Raw genomic sequence first — 17113 nt, forward strand, 5'->3', positions numbered from 1 at the left:
CGCGAGTCCGGGTGCATCCGCGAGGTCAGGCCCACGCCGTCTCGCTGCCACCCACGACGGTACCAATCTCGCCATTGCCCAACACCGCGCGCCGGATGTTCCCCTGCACCGTGAGGTCGAAGACGATGATGGGCAGCTTGTTGTCCATGCACAGTGAGATGGCCGTGGAGTCCATCACATTGAGGTTCTGCTTCAACACGTCCATGTACGTCAGCGAGCGGTAGCGGCGCGCGGTCGGCTCCTTCTTCGGGTCCGCGTTGTAGATGCCGTCCACCTTCGTCGCCTTGAGGATGACCTCGGCGTTGATTTCCATGGCGCGCAGCGACGCGGCCGTGTCGGTGGTGAAGTACGGGTTGCCCGTGCCCGCGGCGAAAATCACCACGCGGCCCTTCTCCAGGTGGCGCACCGCGCGCCGGCGGATGTAGGGCTCGGCAATCTGCTCCATCTTGATGGCGGACAGCACGCGCGTGTGCAGGCCCTTCTTCTCCAGCGCGTCCTGCATGGCCATGGAGTTGATGCACGTGGCCAGCATGCCCATGTAGTCGGCGCTGGCCCGGTCCATCCCCTCCGTCGCCCCGGCGACGCCGCGGAAGATGTTGCCTCCACCAATGACGAGGGCCACCTCCACCCCCGCCTGGGCCAGCTCGATGACCTCATCGGCGATGCCACTCAGCGTGGGCGGATGGATGCCGTACTTCCCCTCCCCCATCAGGGCCTCGCCCGAGAGCTTGAGGAGAATGCGCTTGTAACGGAGCGGTTGTTTTGTGTCGGAGGACATGCGTTTTTGCTTCTATCCCCCGGTTGGCGCCATATCAACGCCCGAGTCGGACACGGAGCGCACACCGTCCGCTGCCCATCGCCCCGGCTCGCAAGAGCCCGCAATGACGAGGGCCGCGCCCCCCATCCCGACCGGACGGGTGACACGGCCCTCTCAGGGTGGCTCCAGCCCCGGAGGGGCTGGATGGCACTCAGCCCTGGTTCAGCGTCTTCGCCACTTCGGCGGCGAGGTCGTCCTTCTTCTTCTCGATGCCCTCACCCACCTCGAAGCGGACGAAGCGGCGCACGGAGACCTTCTCGCCAATCTTGGCGGCGCGCTCGGTGATCATGTCACTGACCTTCTTCTTGTCGTCCTTCACCCAGAGCTGGTCCACGAGGCAGACGCCCTCGTAGTACTTCTCCATCTTGCCCACGAGGATCTTCTCCAGCATCGCCTCGGGCTTGCCCTGCTGCTTGAGCAGCTCGCGCTGGATGTCCTTCTCCTTCTCGAAGTTGTCCATGGGGACTTCCTCGCGGCGGACGAACTTGGGGTTGGCGGCGGCAATCTGCATCGCCACTTCCTTCACCAGGTCCTGGAAGTCCGGGTTGCGAGCGACGAAGTCGGTCTCGCAGTTGACCTCCACCAGCACGCCGATGCGGCCGCCGTGGACGTACGTGCCGACCAGACCTTCGGCGGCGACGCGGCCCTCCTTGCCAGCGGCGCGGGAGATGCCCTTCTTGCGCAGCCACTCCTCGGCCTTCGCGAAGTCGCCGCCCGTCTCGGCCAGCGCCTTCTTGCAGTCCATCATGCCCGCGCTGGTCCGCTCGCGGAGGTCCTTCACCATCTGGGCGGTGATCTCAGCCATCTTCGTCTCCTGCCTCCGCCTCGAATGAGGGCGCCATGCGCCGGGCGGAGCAAATAGGTTCAAGGGGATACTGCGTACGGCGGAAAACACGGACGGCCGGGTGACAGCGTCCTGATGCGCCACCCGGCCGCCACGAAGACTTCGAAGTGAGAGGGGAGGACTACTCCGCCGCCGCCTCGCCACCCTCGCCAGGAGCCGCCTCGGCGGGAGCATCGGCCACCGCGGGGGCGCCCTTCATCTCGACGAGGGGACCACGGCGCTCGCCGCCCCGGTCACGGTCGCCACCGCCACGACGGTCACGGTCGCCACGGCGCGGGCCACGGCGGTCGTCACGCTCACGGCGGTCATCACGGCCCTCGCGCTCCTCCTGCTCGTCGCGCTCCGCCGCGCCCGAGGCACGGTAACGGGCCGCGCCCTCGATGCAGGCCTCGGCGATCTTCGACGTGAAGAGCTTGATGGAGCGGATGGCGTCGTCGTTGCCGGGAATCACGAAGTCGATGCCGTCGGGATCGCAGTTCGTGTCCACCAGGCCAATCACGGGGATGCCCAGACGGGTCGCCTCGTGGATGGCGATGTGCTCCTTCTTCGGGTCGATGACGAAGACGCAGCGGGGCAGCTTGGACATCTCCTTCACGCCGCCCAGGTTCTTCTCCAGCTTCTCGCGCTCACGCTCCAGCGAGGCGACTTCCTTCTTCGGCAGACGCTCGAAGGTGCCGTCCTCGGCCATCTTCTCCAGCGTCTTCAGCCGGTCGATGCCCTGCTTGATGGTCTTGAAGTTGGTCAGCGTGCCACCCAGCCAGCGGCTGGTGACGAAGAACTGACCGGCGCGCGACGCCTCCTCGCGGATGACGTCCTGCGCCTGCTTCTTGGTGCCGACGAAGAGCACCGAGCCACCACGCGCCGTCACGTCCGCCACGAAGCGGAAGGCCGCGCGGGCCATCGAGACCGTCTTCTGCAGGTCGATGATGTAGATGCCGTTCCGGGCGCCGAAGATGTACGGCTTCATCTTCGGGTTCCAGCGCTTCGTCTGGTGGCCGAAGTGAACACCGGCCTCCAGGAGCTGCCGCATCGTGATGCCGCCGGCGGCGGCCATGGCCTGCTGCTGCGTCTGCGTTTCCTGCGTGTCGATCGACATGTTGTTTCTCCGGTTATGTCCGCCACACCCGAGTGCTGCTCCGGCCGTGACCTCCGTCGAGCGAGGCCCTCTTCTTCAGAGGAGACCTCCACTCACGGGAGCACCGGCGACCGGCACGGGCGTGTGTGAAGTGGGTACTACCCGAGGCCAGGGGCCCCGCCCCCGACTACGAGGCGGGGGGTCCTTAACAGAACCCTTCCGGCAGGCGCAAGCTTCGCTTCACCGGGCGTGGCGGGTAGGAGGCCCCCGCCCGGCCCCCTGTCCCCCAGCCCGCCTTCTGAAGCCCCTAGGCCTGGGCCTCGCGTCACAAAAACGACCGGCGCGGACAGGCCCGCTCCGATCTGGAGCAGCCGCCGCGCCGGGGGCCTCCCTGCTCCCGGAGGTCCCGGGAGGGCTGCCTAGACGCTGGCCTCCGCCGCGCCGTGGCACTTCTTGTACTTGCGGCCGCTGCCACAGGGGCAGGGGTCGTTGCGGCCCACGCGGGGGCCCTGCTGAGCGGCCGCCGGCCGGGCCGCCGCGGCCACGGAGGCCTCGTCCAGCTTACCCTCCGCCGTGCCACGGCCTTCCACCGCCCGCTTCTGCTGCTGCGCCAGCTGGCGCTGGATGCGGACCGCCTCTTCCTCCGCGCTGGTGGCGGACCGGGGCTGCACGCGCATCAGCTGCGAGACGAACTGCGCCTTGATGGCGGAGAGCGTCTGGATGAAGCCCTGGTAGCCCTCGCGCTTGTACTCCTGCTTCGGGTCCTTCTGGCCGTAGCCACGCAGGCCGATGCCCTGGCGCAGGTGGTCCATGCCCAGCAGGTGCTCCTTCCAGAGCCGGTCGATGGTGGCCAGGTAGTTGTACTGGAGGAAGCGCAGGAAGTTCTCGCCGAACTCCTCGTCACGCGTGCGGAAGACCTTCTCCGCCGCCTTGAAGATGTGGTCCTGGAGCTCGTCCCGGTTGCCCACGCCCTCGAAGTTCATGTCGAGGTCGAACGTCTCCTTGACGTTCTTCGACAGCGACTCCAGGTCCCACCCGTCCGAGCCCTTGGTGGGCGCGTACGTGTCGACGATGGAGACGATGACGTCCTCCAGCGCGTCCAGCACCATCTCCTTGAAGTCCGCCCAGGTCACCGTCTGCTCGGAGCGGGTCTTCACGCGCGTCTTGGGGTCCTCGGTGTACTCCACCAAGGGGACACCCGCGCCCGCGGCCAGCACCTGACGACGCAGCTTGTAGATGGTGCGTCGCTGCTGGTTCATCACGTCGTCGTACTCGAGCAGGTTCTTGCGGATGTCGAAGTTGTGGCCTTCGACCCGCTTCTGGGCGCTCTCGATGGCGCGGGTGAGCCAGATGTGCTCGATGACCTCGCCCTCCTCCATGCCCAGCCGCTCCATCAGCCCCTGGATGCGCTCGGACCCGAAGATGCGCATCAGGTCGTCCTCGAGCGACAGGAAGAACCGGCTGGCGCCCGGGTCACCCTGACGGCCCGCGCGACCGCGCAGCTGGTTGTCCACGCGGCGGGACTCATGGCGCTCGGTGCCGATGATGAACAGGCCGCCGGCCTCCATCACCTCCGTGCGCTCCTTCTTGGTCTCCTCGTCCAGCTTGGCCTGGGTCTGCGCCAGCTTCTGCTCCCACTCGGCCTGGGCCTGCTGGTAGGCGACCATCGGGTCCGGCTGCGGCGCTGCGCCCTCCGCGGCGGGAGGCTGCGGGGGCTGGGGCGCGGGGGCTTCCGGCGCGGGGCCCACGGCCGCCTTCGCCAGCACCTCCGCGTTGCCGCCCAGGAGGATGTCCGTGCCGCGGCCGGCCATGTTGGTGGAGATGGTGACCGCGCCCTTGCGGCCGGCCTGCGCGACGATGTCGGCCTCGCGCTGGTGCTGCTTGGCGTTGAGCACGTTGTGGGGGACGCCCCGCTTCTTCAGGAAGCTGGACACCACCTCGCTCTTGGCGATGGACACCGTGCCCACGAGCACTGGCTGCCCCGCCTTGTGCAGCTCCTCAATCTGAGCCGCCACCGCCTCGAACTTCTCGCGCTCCGTCTTGTAGACCACGTCCTGCTGGTCCTTGCGGATGGGCGGGCGGTTGGTCGGGATGACGCGGACGTCCAGGTTGTAGATCTTCGCGAACTCCTCCGCTTCCGTGTCCGCGGTGCCCGTCATGCCGGACAGCTTGGAGTACATGCGGAAGTAGTTCTGGAACGAGATGGTCGCCAGCGTCTGGTTCTCGTTCTCGATCTTCACGCCCTCCTTGGCCTCGATGGCCTGGTGGAGACCGTCGGACCAGCGGCGGCCCGGCATGGAGCGGCCGGTGAACTCGTCGATGATGACGACCTCGCCGTCCTTCACCACGTAGTCCTTGTCGCGCTTGTAGAGCGTGTGCGCGCGCAGGGCCTGCTCGACGTGGTGGAGCGTCTCGATTTCGCCCGGGTCGTAGAGGTTGGACACGCTCAGCCGCTTCTGCAGCTTCTCGATGCCGTCGTCCGTGAGCGACACGGAGCGGTGCTTCTCGTCGAGCGTGAAGTCCTGGTCCGGCACGAGACCCGGGATGACCTGGTCCACCCGGTAGTACTTGTCCGTGCTGTCCTCGGTGGGACCGGAGATGATGAGCGGCGTGCGCGCCTCATCGATGAGGATGGAGTCCACCTCGTCGACGATGGCGTAGTTCAGCTCGCGCTGGACGTAGTCCTGCAAGCGGAACTTCATGTTGTCGCGCAGGTAGTCGAAGCCGAACTCGTTGTTCTGCCCGTAGGTGATGTCCGAGCGGTACGCTTCCTGCCGCTGCTTGTCGGACAGCTCGTGGAGCACGCAGCCCGTCGTCATGCCCATGAACTTGTAGACGCGCCCCATCCACTCCGCGTCGCGGCGGGCGAGGTAGTCGTTCACCGTCACGACGTGCACCCCGCGCCCGGACAGGGCGTTGAGGTAGCAAGGCAGCGTCGCCGTCAGCGTCTTGCCTTCACCGGTGCGCATCTCCGCGATGCAGCCCTCGTGGAGGAACATGCCGCCGATGAGCTGCACGTCGTAGTGACGCTGGCCGATGACACGGCGGGAGCCTTCGCGGATGAGCGCGAAGGCTTCGAACAGCAGGCCGTCCAGCGGCCTTCCGTTCTGGATCTCCTGCTTCAGCCGGGCCGTCTCGGCAGCAAAGTCCTCGTCCTTGAGGGCCCGCATCCGGCTCTCCAGCTCGTTGATGCGGATGACCTTCTCGCGGGCCTTCTTGAGCTCACGCTCATTCTTGGTCCCGATGAGCTTCTTCAGCGTCCATTCGATCATTCGGTAGACTCTCTCGGCGCCGGAGAATCCTCGAAGGACGGCGGCGAGTGAAGGGAAATCCCTGGAGATGTAAGGGAGGCTTCGTGGGAAACCACGCGCGCCCCCTGAAACTTCCTCTCGGCCGGTTGCCCAGCGCGCATCGGTTCAGAGTAAAGCGGAACCGAGCCTACGCAATGTCCCCTCCGCGAAATCCACGCCGCCGGCCTGTCCGGGGCGCTCCCCAGAAGCCGCCTCGCCGCCCCGGCCCTCCCCAACCCAGGAAGGCGCCCACCCCGGGTGGGGCCACGCCTGCACGCGCCGCGCCGCCCCCTCCCGCTCCGCCCAGGGCGCGCATTCCCCCCATGCCCCCACAGACCCACGTCCCTCAGCCGGGGCGCTGGCTGTGGACATGCCGGGCGGGCTTCGAGCCTCACCTCTTCGAGGAGCTCGCCTGGGCGGACACCCACCCTCGCTTGCTCGGCGACGCCCTGGTGGAGAGTGAACAGCGGCCCGCCACCGTCCCCGCCTTCGCGCGTGCCGCCTATCAGGTGGTCGCCTCCCTGCCCTCGGGTCCACCCGACGCGCAGGCGGAGGCCGTCGCTCGGGCCCTGGGCACCCTCTCCAGCAACCGCCCGTGGGTCGTCCAGGCCTTCACGCCCGACAGCCCCCGAGGCAACACCCTGGCCGCCTCCGCGGAGGCGCTGGAGGCGGCCGTCCGCGCACGCCTCCCCTCGGAGCGTCTGCTCGACGACGCGGGGCGCGCCCGGGAGTCCCGCGCGCTGCTCGTGTCCCTCTGTGTCGCGCCGGACGGCGTCACGGTGCTGGGGCTCGTCTCGGCGAGCGAGGCCATCTCCCTTGCCCCCGGAGGCCGGCGGCGCATGCGGCGCGAGGGCGAGTCCCCGTCCCGGGCCGCGATGAAGCTCGAGGAGGCGCTGGACGGACTGCCCTTCGAGCCCGGGCGCGGCGACGTCTGCGTGGACCTGGGCGCCGCGCCGGGCGGATGGACGCAGCGGCTGGTGGCCCGAGGCGCGAAGGTGGTGGCCGTGGACCCGGCGAAGCTGATGCCGGAGCTGGCGGCCCACGGTCGGGTGAAGCACGTGCAGGAGAGCGCCTTCGCCTACACCCCCGAGGAGCCCGTCGACTGGCTCTTCTGCGACATGGCCTGGCGCCCGCTGGAGGTCGCCCAGCTGCTCGCGAAGTGGGGACGGCGAGGCTGGGCCAGCCATCTGGTGGCCAACATCAAGCTGCCCATGAAGGACAAGAACTCCGTGCTGCTGCGGGTGCGGCACACGCTCGTCGAGGACGGCGGCTGGAAGCAGCTCACCCTCCGGCAGCTCTACCACGACCGGGATGAAGTGACGGTGACAGCCCACCAGCTTCGCTGAGGGGAAGCACCTGCGCGACAGCCCTCGACACGCTAGAGAACCCGCCCGATGCCCTACCCACTCGACGACGCCACCGCCACCGCCCTCATCGCCCTCTACCCGTGGGTGCTGACCCGCAGCCCGCAGGCCCCCGTGCAGGCCGCCGTCGAGGCGCTCCTCCAGGCCGAGCAGGCCCGGCGCGGCCACCCGGACGCGAAGACGGGCGCGCTCCAGGTGCCCGCCCTCACCCAGGGCAACCTCCTCAAGGAGGAATACGACTTGTCCACGCACGCGCACCATGACGGCTGGCGCGTGGGCGCGGTCATCGCGGACGTGAAGGGGATGATCAACCTCAACGCCCGCTTCGGCTTCGCCACCGGCGACGCGATTCTGCGCGGCACCGTGGAGTCGCTCGCCGCGCAGTACCCGGGCGCCAAGGTGGTTCGCCTGCACCCGGACGCCTTCGCGGCCCTTCTGGTGCCCACCTCCCAGCTCACCGTGCGCGAGGACCTGGCCGCCCCCACGCACGAGCGACTGTCGCGCGACGTGCGCCGGGTCCTCCCCGAGGGCACGCCCGACGCCGACATCCCCTCGTGGACGGTGAGCCTGCTGGAGGTGACGGTGGATTCGCCCTCGCACTGGCAGGTGCTGGGGCCCCTGCTCTGGGCGGAGCTGGAGCGCGCGCACGTCATGCAGCGCAGCGGCCGCGCGGAGGGACTCCAGCGCAGACGTCTGCGGCTGGACGCGTCCATCCCGGGTCCCGCGACGCTCTGAGGCCCCAAAAAGAAGAGGGCCCGACTCGGGGCCCTCTTGCTCGCGGCACTTCCTGGGGCGGACCTCGGGAGGCCCGGCGGACCGCTACTCCTCCAGGATGAACTTGCGGGGGTTCTGCGGGATGCCGTTGACGCGGACCTCGTAGTGCAGGTGCGGACCGGTGGAGCGACCCGTGTTGCCCACCGCCGCGATGAGCGCGCCGCGCTTCACCCGGTCGCCCGCCTTCACCAGCATCTTCGCCAGGTGGCCGTAGCGCGTCTTGATGCCATAGCCGTGGTCCACGACGATGACGTTGCCGTAGCCACCCTCCAAGCCCGCGAACACCACCGTGCCGTCCGACGGTGAATAGACTTCCTTGCCGTGCGGCGCCGCGATGTCCAGGCCCGCGTGCATGACCCGGTCGGCCGTGTACGGGTCCACTCGCTGACCAAAGTCGCTGGTCACCCAGCCGCGCGCCGGCCAGATGGACGGGGTGGAGGCCAGCATGGACTTCTGGTCCTGGAAGTACGCCTGAAGCTCCTGGAGGCTCTGCTCCTGACGGGTGGCCTCCGCGCTCAGCTTGTCCAGCCGCCCCATCAACAGCTTGGGCGTCTCCGTCGTGGTGAGCTGTGTGAACTGGGTGTCGGTCGTCGGCACCTGCGTCCCGGCTTCCGGCTCCGTGGGGCCCATGGCCAGATTCCGCTGAGGGTCCGACAAGAGCGTCATCGCCCGCAGCTTCTGGTCGAAGCGCTCCACCCTGTCCAACGTGGAGCCGATGTGCTCGATGCGCTCCCGCACGGACTTCAGCTGCGAGCGCAGCGTCAGGTTCTCCTCACGCAGGATGCGGTTCTCCGAGGCATCCGCGGCGACCTGGAAGTAATGGATGCTCGCGCCCGCGCCCAGTCCCACCACAAGCATCAACCCCATCCCCACCTGCATCAGGAACGAGCGTTGGATGGTGTACCGCTTCACCGGCGCGTCGTGGTCCGGGATCACCATCAACGTGAAGGACTTTTTCGCCACGGGACAGCTCCCTGCTTGCGTGGGACATCCGGCGTCAGAAGCTAAGTCACTCCTGCACGCCCAACACCTCCCCCCACCGCCACACCCCTTCAGCTCCGTCCGCTGGCTGCGTCTGCCAGGGTTGGAAACGTTTGGGCAGCTACCATTCAGTTTCCAAGAGTGTCAAGGTCAACAGTGACTGGCCGAGGTGTTTCTCGACCACGCAGCGCGTGGCTCAGGTGGCCATGCGCACGACGATGACGGTGATGTTGTCATCACCTCCGCGCTCGTTGGCGAAGTCGATGAGGCGCTTGGGCACATCGTCGAAGCTCTTCGCGTTGGCCACCACCTCGTGGATTTCGCGGTCCTCGAGCATGTTGGCCAGGCCGTCGGAGCACAGCAGGAACACGTCACCGGGCTCGGAGACGAGCCCCATCACGTCCACCTGGACTTCCTCTTCGAAGCCCACGGAACGGGTGATGATGTTCTTGTAGCGGGAATGCTTGGCCTCTTCGGGCGTGATCATCCCCGCCTTGATTTGCTCGTTGACCAGCGAGTGGTCCTCGGAAATCTGCTGGATGAGGTCGCCGCGGATGAGGTACGCGCGGCTGTCTCCCACGTGCGCGAAGAACGCGTGCTCGTCACGAACCACCAGGGAGATGACCGTGGTGCCCATGCCGGACAGCCGCGGGTCTTCCTGCGCCGCCGTGTAGATGGCGAGACACGCCCTCTCCACGGCCGTGCGCAGCGCCTCCGGGATGGGTGACTCCTGGAGGTTGGGGACGGACAGGAACGGATTGTCCTTGCTCTCCCGAGCCCGCCGGAGCTCCTTGTCGATGGTCTCCACGGCGATGCGCGAGGCAGTACCGCCCCCCGCATGGCCGCCCATGCCATCCGCCACGACGTAGAGCTGGAGCTCATCGTCGATGAGGAAGCTGTCCTCGTTGTGATTGCGCTTCCGCCCGACGTCCGTCAGGCCAGCGGAGACGACTTTCATTCGGGAGGCCGCGGTCTGCCCTGCGGTGTTGGACACACCAAGGATGCTATGTGAGACCCTGGGATGGGGCAAGGACACGGATGACCTTGCAGTGCGTCAAGCCGTCCGCCGCAGGCGTCCCCGGGGGGTTCCCTCGGGTCCGGACTCCCTCCGGGCCCTGGGAGACCCCAGGGAACGATGGGCCGAGCGAACCAGGGCCTCCGCCGCCCCCAGCGCCTCCCGGGTGACCTCCACGCCCGACATCATCCGAGCCAGCTCCCGCGTCCTCTCCGGCCCCGCCGCCAGGACCGTCACCTGGGAAACGGTCCGCTCCGCCTTCACCGCCTTGCGGATGAGCAGGTGCGCGTCCGCATAGGCCGCGACCTGCGGCAGGTGGGTGATGCAGAGCACCTGACGGTGGCTGCTCACCTCCTTGATCATCCGTCCCACCACGTCCGCGATGGCGCCGCTGACGCCCGCGTCGGCCTCATCCAGCACGTAGCAGCCACACGCGTCGCTGCCGGCCAGGGCCCGCTTCAGGGCCAGGAGGAGGCGGCTCGCCTCGCCACCGGAGGCCACCTTCGCCAGGGGCCGGGCCGGCTCTCCCGGGTTCGCGCTGAAGAAGAACTCCACGTCGTCCAGACCGTCCGGACGCAGCGTCTCCCCAGGCGTCACACGCACCTCGAAGGCCGCCTTGCCCATGGCCAGGTGCCCCAGGCCCTCACGCACCTGGGCGGAGAACTCCACCGCGCTCGAGGAGCGGGCCTTGGACAGCGCCAGGGCCGCCTTGCGCGTCCGCTCCTCCACCTTGCGCCGCTCCAGCGCCAGCTCCTCCAGGACCTCCTGGCGGTTCTCCAGCGTGCCCAGCTCGGCCTCGATTTCTCCGCGCTTCTTCAGCACGCCGTCCAGCGTGGTGCCGTGCTTGCGGCACAGCCGCTTGAGGCCATCCAGCCGCTCATCCACGTCCGCCAGTCGGGTCGGGTCCGACTCGAGCCCCTCCACGTACCGGTTGAGCCGGCGCTGCGCCTCCTCCAGCTCCGACAGGGCCGTGCTCAGCGACTGGGCCACGGGCGACAGCGTCGCGTCGCACTTGACGGCCTCGTGCACCAGCCCCAGCGCGCGCCCCACCGTCTCGAGCGCGGAGGACTCATCCCCCGCGACGAGCAGCTCCGCCTCGGCGCCGTGCCGCTTGAGCTTCTCCGCGCTGGACAGGCGCTTGCGCTCCGCGTCCAGCCGCGCGTCCTCCCCCGGCTCCGGGTCCCAGCGCGAGATTTCATCGAGCTGGAAGCGAAGGAACTCCGCGCGCTCGCGCACCTTCGACTCGTCCCCGCCCAGGGCCTCCATGCGCGCGTCCACCTCCCGCAGCGCGGAGTACTCCCCGAAGTACGTCGCCAGCGGCGTCTCCATCTCCCCGTACCGGTCCAACAGCACGCGGTGCAGGCCGGAGTCGAAGAGGCTCACGTGCTCGTGCTGGCCCGCCAGGTCCACCGCCCCTCGGGTCAGCTTCCCCAGCACGCCCACCGTCACCAGGGCGCCGTTGACGTAGGCCTTGCCCCGTCCGGTGCGTCCCAGCACCCGGCGGACGAGCACCTCCTCCCCCAGGTCCGGCAGGCCCAGGTCCTCCAGACGCGCGCCCAGCACCGGGGTGCGCGCGAAGACGCCCTCGACGGACGCCTCCTCGCACCCGGCGCGGATGACGTCCGCGTCCGCTCGCCCACCAAGGAGCAAGTTCAATGAGTCCACGAGGATGGACTTACCCGCCCCCGTTTCTCCCGTGAGGACGGTGAGGCCGGCTCCGAACGCCACCTCCACCTCCTCTATCACCGCCACGTTCGCAATCCGCAGACCCAGCAGCACGCGCGCCCTCCAATGTCCGTACGACGGCCCTGGCACTGAACACCCTAACAGGTCCCTCTGACACTGCACAGGCGTTCCGGTCAGCCACACGGATGGGGGCGGGGGAGGCTGGGGCTTCCGTCGAAGCCCCAACCTTTGCGACTCACGAAGATGCGTCGGTGAACAGCTCCTGGATGTCCTGCTCGGTCAGGGTGCGGGCACCCTCATCCCCATCCCCACCGAGCACTCCGGCGGCGAGGTCCCGCTTGCGGCGCTGGAGGGAGAGAATCTTCTCCTCCACCGTGCCACGGGTGATGAGCTTGTAGCTGATGACCGCGCGCGTCTGGCCGATGCGGTGGGTACGGTCCGTGGCCTGGTCCTCCACGGCGGGGTTCCACCACGGGTCGAAGTGGATGACGTAGTCGGCCGCCGTGAGGTTGAGACCGGTGCCACCCGCCTTCAAGGAGATGAAGAACAGGGGCGGTCCATCCGGGCGGTTGTACTCGTCCACCTTGCCCATGCGGTCCTTGGTGCGACCGTCCAGGTAGAGGTAGCGCAGGCCCTTCTTGTCCGCCTCCTGCTTGAGCAGCTCCAGCATCTCCGTGAACTGGCTGAAGACGAGGGCGCGGTGGCCCTCCGCCACCAGGTCCTCCACCAGCTCCATGAAGCGCTCCACCTTGGCGCTGGAGGGCAGGAGCGTCCCGGGCGGCAGCTTGAGCAGGCGTGGATCACAACACACCTGCCGCAGCCGCATGAGCGCGGCGAGAATCGAGACGCGGCTTCGCTTGAAGCCCACCTTCTCGATGCTCTCGTTCACCTTGCGGCGGCTCTCCTCCATGACCTCGCGGTAGAGGGCGGCCTGGCCGGGCTCCATCTCGCACCACGCGACGCTCTCCGTCTTCGGCGGCAGGTCCTTGGCCACCTCCGTCTTCAAGCGACGCAGGATGAACGGCTGGATGCGGCGGCGCAGCCTGTCCCGGGCGGAGGCGTCGTTGGCCACCTGGATGGGCTGCTCGTAGCGGTCCCCGAAGCTGTCCGCGCTGCCGAGGAAGCCCGGCATCAGGAAGTCGAAGATGCTCCACAGCTCCGACAGCCGGTTCTCCAGCGGCGTACCCGTCAGCGCCAGGCGCGTCTCGCTGGGCAGCGACTTGCACGCCTGCGCCGTGGCGCTGTCCGCGTTCTTGATGTTCTGCGCCTCGTCCAGAATCACGAAGCGGAAGCCCACCTGGGAGAGCTGGTCCAAGTCCCGGCGCACGAGCGCGTAGGACGTGAGCACCAGGTCCATGCCCTTGAGGTCCTCGGCGCGCTCCTTGCGGTCCTGGCCGTGCCACACCATGGCGCGCAGGCCCGGCGTGAAGCGCTCCGCCTCGCGCTCCCAGTTGGCGAGCACGCTGGTGGGCGCGACGACGAGCGACGGCTTGCGCCCCTCGTCATTGGCCATCTTCTGCAGGAGGCTGAGCGACTGCACCGTCTTTCCCAGACCCATGTCGTCCGCGAGGATGCCGGACAGGCCGTGGCGGCGCAGGAACCAGAGCCAGGACAGGCCCGCCTCCTGGTAGTGGCGCAGCGTCGCGTGCAGGCCGTCGGGCACGCCCACCTTGGGCACTCCCGCCGACTCGCGCAGCTCCATCATCGCCTGGCGCGCCTTCGCCTCCACCTCGGTGAACTCACCCAGGTCCGCGAGCAGGTCCAACGCCACCGCCTGATGCAACGGCAGCCGCGTGCGCGAGCGACCCGGCATCGCGCCGGCCTCTTCCAACAAGTCCGCGACGCGCTTGAGCTCGACGGGGTCCGCCTCCGCGAAGGTGCCATCCTTCAGCGGGACGAAGCGGCGGCCAGAGTCCAGCCACATGCGCACCGCGCCCAGGTCCACGGCCTGGTCGTCGGTGACGAACTCCGCGTCCAGGTCGAACCACTGCACGCCGCTCATGCCCACGCGGATGCGCGGCTTGAGCTTGGGACGCAGCCGCACCTTGGGCGCCTGCACCCCGAAGCGCTCCCACTCCGCGGGCAGCGACGCCAGGCCACGCGCCCAGAACTCCAGCGCCACGTCGCCCGTCGCGTCGAACACATGCGACTGGGGCTCGAAGCGCAGCCCCAGGTCCAGGAGCAGCTTCCCGGCCGAGCGCTCCAGGTCCTCACGACGGCGGTACAGCTTGCGACTGTCCCCGCCCACGCCGCTGGCGTAGCCCAGGTGCGTGGCCGTGGGGGACACCGGCGCCGTCGTCTGCCCGTAGCGCGCGGCGAGCTGCACCTTCACGCGCTCCGGGCTGCCCTCGAGCGTGAGCACGAAGTGAGGCTCCACCGCCTCGTCCACCTCGATGTCGTCCGCCTTCAGCGACATGCGGAAGCGAGGCAGGTGGGCCGCGAAGAACGTCAGCACCCGGTCCAGCTGTCCGGAGGGGAAGGACATGCTCGGCTCCAGCAGCCACTTGCGCAGCAGCCGGGGCGGGAAGTCGGGCTCCACCGGGTGGAGGTTCTGCCCCTGGATGACCCAGGTGCGACGGCCCGACAGCAGGATGACGTCCTTGAGCGAGTAGCTGGCGCCGTCCGGGAACAGCAGCTCGATGCGCGCCGTCGCGCCGTCCGGCCGGGACTCCAGCCGAATCTGCGGACGCACGGGCACCTCCGTGTTGATGAGCGCCGTGCCCCGGTAGATGACCCGCCGCTGGCGCAGCAGGTCCATCACCTCGCTCAGCTCCTCGTCCGACAGGACGATGCGCGAGTCGTAGCGATGCTCGTGACGGGACAGCCCCATGAAGACGCGCTCGTCGGCGGGGGAGATGCGCCCCCCCGTCTGCAGCGTGCGCTTCACGTGGATGGGGCCCTTGGTCTGCGCATCCTGCCGGCGCACGTCCATGACCCACTGACGCGTGCCCGCGTTCGTGCTCGCGGCCGTCAACCGGTAGAAGAACTCATAGTCCGGCTGCGCGGAGAGCCCCAGCCAGCTCTCCACCTTGGCGAGCGCGGGCAGGCTGACGGCGTCCCCCACCGGAGCGTCGGGCTCCACGGGGACCTCGGCGTCCACCACCTCGTTGTTGGCGGCGGAGTCGAGGGGCTCGGCGGCGGGCGGCGGCGGAGCAACGGGCTGCGGACGAGGCGGCGGACGGAACCGCGCCGCGTAGATGAGCGCGGCGGCCACCACGTGTTCGCAGTGGGGACCGTACGTGTTCCACGACTGGCACGTGCAGGAGGACGTGGCGCGACCGTCGCCCACCATGAGCGCGACTTCATAGCGCTCACCGGTGGAGCCCGCGACCTGCGCGCGGATGCGGTCCCCTTCACGTTGGAGCCCGAAGACGCGGCGGGACTCCGCCACCTCCCGGCCCTTCTTGAAGATGGTGGGTTGGACTTCAGCCTTCAGGGCCCTGAGCCACTGGGTGTCCTGAGGAGGGAGGGCGTCTCGGATGTCGGCGGTGGATTGCACGGCTGGCACAGGCAGGGCCCCTGGCTCCTAGCGCCGGGGAACCCCTGCCACTAGCACAGCAAGGACGCTCCCGCTCGCGGGAAATGTGGTTGAGTCCGCCAGCGGAAGCAGCCACCGGCATCAGGCTATGAGACCATCAACGCTCGCCATGCCCCGGACCCTCCGCCCCCGAGTCTTCGTCACTCGACAGCTCCCCGGAGAGGCCCTCGGGCGACTGAGCAAGCAGGTAGACCTCTCCGTCTGGGAGGCGGAGCTGCCGCCCCCGCCCGAGACGCTCCTGGCCGAGGCCGCCCGCTCCGACGGCCTCGTCACCTTGTTGACGGACCGTGTGGATGCCCGCCTGCTTGCCTCCGCCCCCGGCCTGCGGGCGGTCAGCAACGTGGCTGTTGGCTACGACAACATTGACGTTCGGGCCTGTACGGAGCGCCGCGTCGCGGTAGGAAACACCCCAGGCGCCCTCACCGAGACGTCGGCCGATTTCGCATTCGCGCTGATTCTGGGACTCGCACGGCGGGTCGCGGAGGCGGACGCGTACATCCGGGCCGGCCACTGGCGCACCTGGAGCCCCACCCTCCTGCTGGGAACGGATGTGTACGGGGCGACGCTGGGAATCGTCGGCCCGGGAGCCATCGGCTCGGCGGTGGCCCGGCGGGCCCGAGGCTTCGGGATGCGCATCCTCTACGTGGGGCGGGAGGCCCGTCCCGCGCTGGAGGTGGAGACGGGCGCCGTCCGGGTGGACAAGGCCACGCTGCTCGCGGAAGCGGACATCATCAGCCTGCATGTGCCCCTGACGCCCGCCACCCGACACTGGGTGGGCCGCGGGGAACTGGCCGCGATGAAGCCCGGGGCGCTGCTCGTCAACACCGCGCGGGGTGGCGTCGTGGACCCGGTCGCGCTCGTCGAGGCCCTGCGGGACGGGCGGCTGGGCGGCGCGGCCCTGGACGTGACGGACCCCGAGCCCCTTCCACCGGACAGCCCGCTGATGACCCTGCCCAACGTCCTGCTCGCGCCGCACATCGCCAGCGCGTCGCACGCCACCCGGGGCCGCATGGCCTCCATGGCGGTGGACAACCTCCTGGCCGCGCTCGAGGGACGGCGGCCTCCCCACTGCGTCAACCCCGAGGTCTTCCCATGACCCAGCCTGTCGCCAGCCTCTCCGACACCACGCTCGTCGCCGACCTCCAGGCCCGCCTTCGCGACGTGCCGGACTTCCCCAAGCCCGGCATCGTCTTCAAGGACATCACCCCCGTCCTCGCGGACCCGCGCCTGTTCGGCCGCGTCATCAACGCCATGTCCGCGCCCTTCCGGGGACAGCACATCACCAAGGTCGTCGGCGTGGAGGCGCGAGGCTTCCTCCTGGGGGCCCCCATCGCGCTCTCGCTCGACGCGGGCTTCGTCCCCGCGCGCAAGCCCGGCAAGCTGCCCCACCGCTCCGTCGTGGAGCGCTACTCGCTGGAGTACGGCGCGGACGGCGTGGAGATGCACGAGGACGCCATCCTCCAGGGAGAGCGGGTGCTGGTGGTGGACGACGTGCTCGCCACCGGCGGCACGGCGGAGGCGACGGCGAAGCTGGTGAAGCGGCTGGGCGGTGAGCTCGTCGGGTTCAGCTTCCTCATCAGCCTCGACTTCCTCGAAGGCCCCCAGCGACTGGGCCGCGACAAGGTGACCACCCTGCTGACGTTCTGACGCCCGGCCGACCCAGGCCCCCTCCCCTCCTTCGCCCGGCTGCTGTCGCGCCACCCGCGCATGGCCACCTGACGAGGAGAGC

General features: G+C 69.0%; 12 protein-coding genes. 4 read left to right on the plus strand and 8 right to left on the minus strand.

The window, feature by feature from the left end; translation table 11 throughout:
* Positions 1-25 precede the first annotated feature (25 nt).
* From pyrH to secA, 4 genes are all read right to left on the minus strand, one after another.
* Complete coding sequence (pyrH, locus tag MYSTI_RS29305; protein ID WP_015351436.1) at positions 26-778, minus strand: UMP kinase; 753 nt, start codon at positions 776-778, stop codon at positions 26-28.
* 190 nt (positions 779-968) lie between these two features.
* Positions 969-1622, minus strand: coding sequence for a translation elongation factor Ts (tsf, locus tag MYSTI_RS29310; protein WP_015351437.1), 654 nt, complete (start codon positions 1620-1622; stop codon positions 969-971).
* 160 nt (positions 1623-1782) lie between these two features.
* On the minus strand, positions 1783-2757 hold the full coding sequence (gene rpsB / locus MYSTI_RS29315; protein WP_015351438.1) for a 30S ribosomal protein S2: 975 nt from the start codon (positions 2755-2757) through the stop codon (positions 1783-1785).
* Positions 2758-3155: 398 nt separating this feature from the next.
* On the minus strand, positions 3156-6008 hold the full coding sequence (secA, locus tag MYSTI_RS29320; RefSeq protein ID WP_015351439.1) for a preprotein translocase subunit SecA: 2853 nt from the start codon (positions 6006-6008) through the stop codon (positions 3156-3158).
* Between the two features lie 341 nt (positions 6009-6349).
* On the opposite strand from secA, the gene rlmM reads away from it, so the two are divergent.
* Together rlmM and MYSTI_RS29330 are read left to right on the plus strand one after the other, a co-directional pair.
* A complete protein-coding gene (rlmM, locus tag MYSTI_RS29325) occupies positions 6350-7372 on the plus strand; it encodes a 23S rRNA (cytidine(2498)-2'-O)-methyltransferase RlmM (RefSeq protein WP_044281557.1) in 1023 nt (340 codons plus the stop codon).
* A gap of 48 nt (positions 7373-7420) precedes the next feature.
* Positions 7421-8125, plus strand: coding sequence for a nucleotidyl cyclase domain-containing protein (locus MYSTI_RS29330; protein ID WP_015351441.1), 705 nt, complete (start codon positions 7421-7423; stop codon positions 8123-8125).
* Between the two features lie 84 nt (positions 8126-8209).
* Here the strand turns inward: MYSTI_RS29330 and MYSTI_RS29335 are convergent, their stop codons facing one another.
* The 4 genes from MYSTI_RS29335 to MYSTI_RS29350 form a co-directional block, all read right to left on the minus strand.
* Entirely contained in the window at positions 8210-9127 is a 918-nt protein-coding gene (locus MYSTI_RS29335; protein WP_015351442.1) for a M23 family metallopeptidase, read from the minus strand.
* A 214-nt stretch (positions 9128-9341) separates the two neighbouring features.
* A complete protein-coding gene (locus tag MYSTI_RS29340) occupies positions 9342-10103 on the minus strand; it encodes a Stp1/IreP family PP2C-type Ser/Thr phosphatase (protein ID WP_015351443.1) in 762 nt (253 codons plus the stop codon).
* A 96-nt stretch (positions 10104-10199) separates the two neighbouring features.
* Positions 10200-11939 carry a DNA repair protein RecN gene (recN, locus tag MYSTI_RS29345; RefSeq protein ID WP_015351444.1) on the minus strand — a complete coding sequence of 580 codons (1740 nt, stop codon included), beginning with the start codon at positions 11937-11939 and terminating at the stop codon, positions 10200-10202.
* 142 nt (positions 11940-12081) lie between these two features.
* Entirely contained in the window at positions 12082-15354 is a 3273-nt protein-coding gene (locus MYSTI_RS29350) for a DEAD/DEAH box helicase (protein WP_015351445.1), read from the minus strand.
* A gap of 139 nt (positions 15355-15493) precedes the next feature.
* On the opposite strand from MYSTI_RS29350, the gene MYSTI_RS29355 reads away from it, so the two are divergent.
* Together MYSTI_RS29355 and MYSTI_RS29360 are read left to right on the plus strand one after the other, a co-directional pair.
* Positions 15494-16480: a 2-hydroxyacid dehydrogenase gene (locus tag MYSTI_RS29355; protein WP_015351446.1), complete on the plus strand. Its 987-nt coding sequence runs from the start codon at positions 15494-15496 to the stop codon at positions 16478-16480.
* Entirely contained in the window at positions 16477-17031 is a 555-nt protein-coding gene (locus MYSTI_RS29360; protein WP_015351447.1) for an adenine phosphoribosyltransferase, read from the plus strand. The genes MYSTI_RS29355 and MYSTI_RS29360 overlap by 4 nt, the downstream gene beginning before the upstream one ends.
* Positions 17032-17113: the final 82 nt, after the last annotated feature.

It is taken from the genome of Myxococcus stipitatus DSM 14675 (genome assembly GCF_000331735.1).
Taxonomy (GTDB): Bacteria; Myxococcota; Myxococcia; order Myxococcales; family Myxococcaceae; genus Myxococcus; species Myxococcus stipitatus.